This is a genomic window from Arachidicoccus sp. (genome assembly GCF_050436765.1).
Lineage (GTDB): Bacteria > Bacteroidota > Bacteroidia > Chitinophagales > Chitinophagaceae > Arachidicoccus.
Map to the genome: position 1 here is coordinate 1 of NZ_JBNQGD010000059.1, position 2,053 is coordinate 2,053.

Annotated in this window: 11 tRNA genes; all 11 read left to right on the plus strand. The window is 44.5% G+C overall.

The features are described 5' to 3' along the window. The first annotated feature begins 764 nt into the window (after window positions 1-764). The 11 genes from ACQR30_RS02390 to ACQR30_RS02440 all read left to right on the plus strand — a co-directional run bounded on the left by ACQR30_RS02390 (window position 765) and on the right by ACQR30_RS02440 (window position 1,896). Window positions 765-836: transfer RNA gene (locus tag ACQR30_RS02390), tRNA-Gln, on the plus strand. Window positions 837-888: 52 nt separating this feature from the next. Beyond that, a tRNA-Val gene (locus ACQR30_RS02395) sits at window positions 889-961 on the plus strand. 29 nt (window positions 962-990) lie between these two features. Then, window positions 991-1,064 (plus strand) — tRNA-Phe (locus ACQR30_RS02400). A 27-nt stretch (window positions 1,065-1,091) separates the two neighbouring features. Further along, window positions 1,092-1,165 (plus strand) — tRNA-Leu (locus tag ACQR30_RS02405). 18 nt (window positions 1,166-1,183) lie between these two features. After that, window positions 1,184-1,270 (plus strand) — tRNA-Ser (locus ACQR30_RS02410). A 39-nt stretch (window positions 1,271-1,309) separates the two neighbouring features. Next, window positions 1,310-1,381, plus strand: a tRNA-Trp gene (locus tag ACQR30_RS02415). A 17-nt stretch (window positions 1,382-1,398) separates the two neighbouring features. Continuing rightward, a tRNA-Val gene (locus ACQR30_RS02420) sits at window positions 1,399-1,471 on the plus strand. 65 nt (window positions 1,472-1,536) lie between these two features. Then, a tRNA-Glu gene (locus ACQR30_RS02425) sits at window positions 1,537-1,610 on the plus strand. Window positions 1,611-1,622: 12 nt separating this feature from the next. Beyond that, window positions 1,623-1,695: transfer RNA gene (locus tag ACQR30_RS02430), tRNA-Lys, on the plus strand. A gap of 39 nt (window positions 1,696-1,734) precedes the next feature. Further along, window positions 1,735-1,806, plus strand: a tRNA-Met gene (locus tag ACQR30_RS02435). Window positions 1,807-1,825: 19 nt separating this feature from the next. Next, window positions 1,826-1,896, plus strand: a tRNA-Ala gene (locus ACQR30_RS02440). Window positions 1,897-2,053 lie beyond the last annotated feature (157 nt).

Sequence of the window (2,053 nt, forward strand, 5' to 3'; positions counted from 1 at the left end):
AAAAACATTGGGTAAGCTGCGTAAATACGATTCTAGTGCGGATCGGAATCGCGCGTTTAGAAAAACTTCTTTGACGTCCGGTGCTGTTTTTGCCGCCGCAGCGCCTGCTTGTTCGAGATTTATGAAAATTTAGGGCCATATTTCTAAGAGTGTAAAGAAAAATAAATGTATGCATACATTTTTTCATACATTTTTTTACATGAAATAAATGTATGAAAATGCAAAAATGCACTTTTTTTTGCAAAAATGCAAAAATCTCAATTTTTAGACAGTTTGTTAAGTAAAACGGGCGGAAAAGTCGATAAAAATGTGGTGGCGGGAGGATGCAAAAGTCCTACCTTAGTAAGGATAAGAAACCGATTTCGGAGCGGGTTTTGGAGGTGTTTATAGCGGGAAGCGCGTGAAAAATATAGAAATGCGTAGTTTTTGAAAAAAAAGGAAAAATTTTTTAAATTGTGTGGGCGGAGTCGAGGCAGGGATGTTTCGAGACCCGTGAAAACGAGTTCTGAAGGTGGAAAGAGGAAATAGTTGGAAAATAATGAAAAAAGTGTATTGTTCCGAGCAGAGCAGAATTACAGTAAGATTATGACGGCGTGTGTGGGCAGGAAGAGGAGGCGCGTGGCGGGCGCGAAAAAGCAATTATAGCCCGAGGGAAGTGCTTGCTCGAGTTCCCGTTAACCGGACTGAAAAACATTGGGTAAGCTGCGTAAATACGATTCTAGTGCGGATCGGAATCGCGCGATAAGAATAGTTAAGTTGTATTTTAGGGTATAGCTTAGTTGGCAGAGCGGCGGACTTTGACTCCGTTAGTGGGGGTTCGATACCCTCTACCCTAAAAGCTGTTTGCCGGGCACGAGTAAATAGTGGCGTTAACCTGGTTACAGGTTTGGGTGATTAGCTTAATTGGCAAAGCGTCTCGTTTACACCGAGAAGAGTGGGGGTTCGATTCCCTTATTGCCCTTTGTGTTAATGTTGATAAACCTTTATATTGCTTAAGTAGCTCAGTTGGTTAGAGTGTGGGACTGAAAATCCTAAGGTCGGCGGTTCGATACCACCCTTAAGCACGTTTCGATAAGATCATACTTAGGAAAAGCCCTGTGGCGAAATTGGCAGACGCGGTAGACTTAAAATCTATTTTTTGTGGGTTCAAGTCCCTCCAGGGTTATTCGCAGCGGTGTAGTAAGGGTTGGTGGCAGAGTGGCCGAATGCGTCGCATTGCTAATGCGAAGTTTCCGTAAGGTTACCGTGGGTTCGAATCCCACCCAACCCTCCTGCGGAATTTTTGTTCGTTTTGGTTATTGGAATAATTAAAGACGTAGCTTAACTGGCAGAGTGGCGGTCTCCAAAATCGCCGGCGTGGGTTCGAATCCCACCGTCTTTGCATAGCGGGGTCCGCCGGGGTGATTAGCTTAATTGGCAAAGCGTCTCGTTTACACCGAGAAGAGTGGGGGTTCGATTCCCTTATTGCCCTTTACTCAGCTTCCATCCTGGGGATTTGTTGTTGATAAACATTATTTATTTATTATTAGCGAAGTTGCGCCCTTCGTCTAGTTTGGTTAGGACACCAGCCTTTCAAGTTGGGAACGTGGGTTCGAGTCTCGCAGGGCGTACGTATTTTGTTTGGGCGCATAGTTTTAATTGGCAAAACGGCGGGCTTTTAATTCGCGATTTTGGGTTCGAGTCCCAATGTGCCCACCGGCGCGTTCCGTGCTATTTTATTGATATTTTATCTAAGGTGAAATAGTTTAATTGGCAAAACGGCGGATTCATACCCCGCTATTATGGGTTCGATGCCCATTTTCGCCTAAGCAATGCGGTTTTAAACGGGGGTATAGTTTAATGGTAGAATCCTTGATTTGCACTCAAGGGGTGTCGGTTCGATTCCGGCTATCTCTATTTTATGTCTACTAAAAAAGGGTATGGCTTAATTGGTAGAGTAGCGGTCTTCAAAACCGTTGGCGCGGGTTCAAGTCCCGCTACCCTTGATTGTTTTCGGGTAAAAGCCCTGTGGCGAAATTGGCAGACGCGGTAGACTTAAAATCTATTTTTTGTG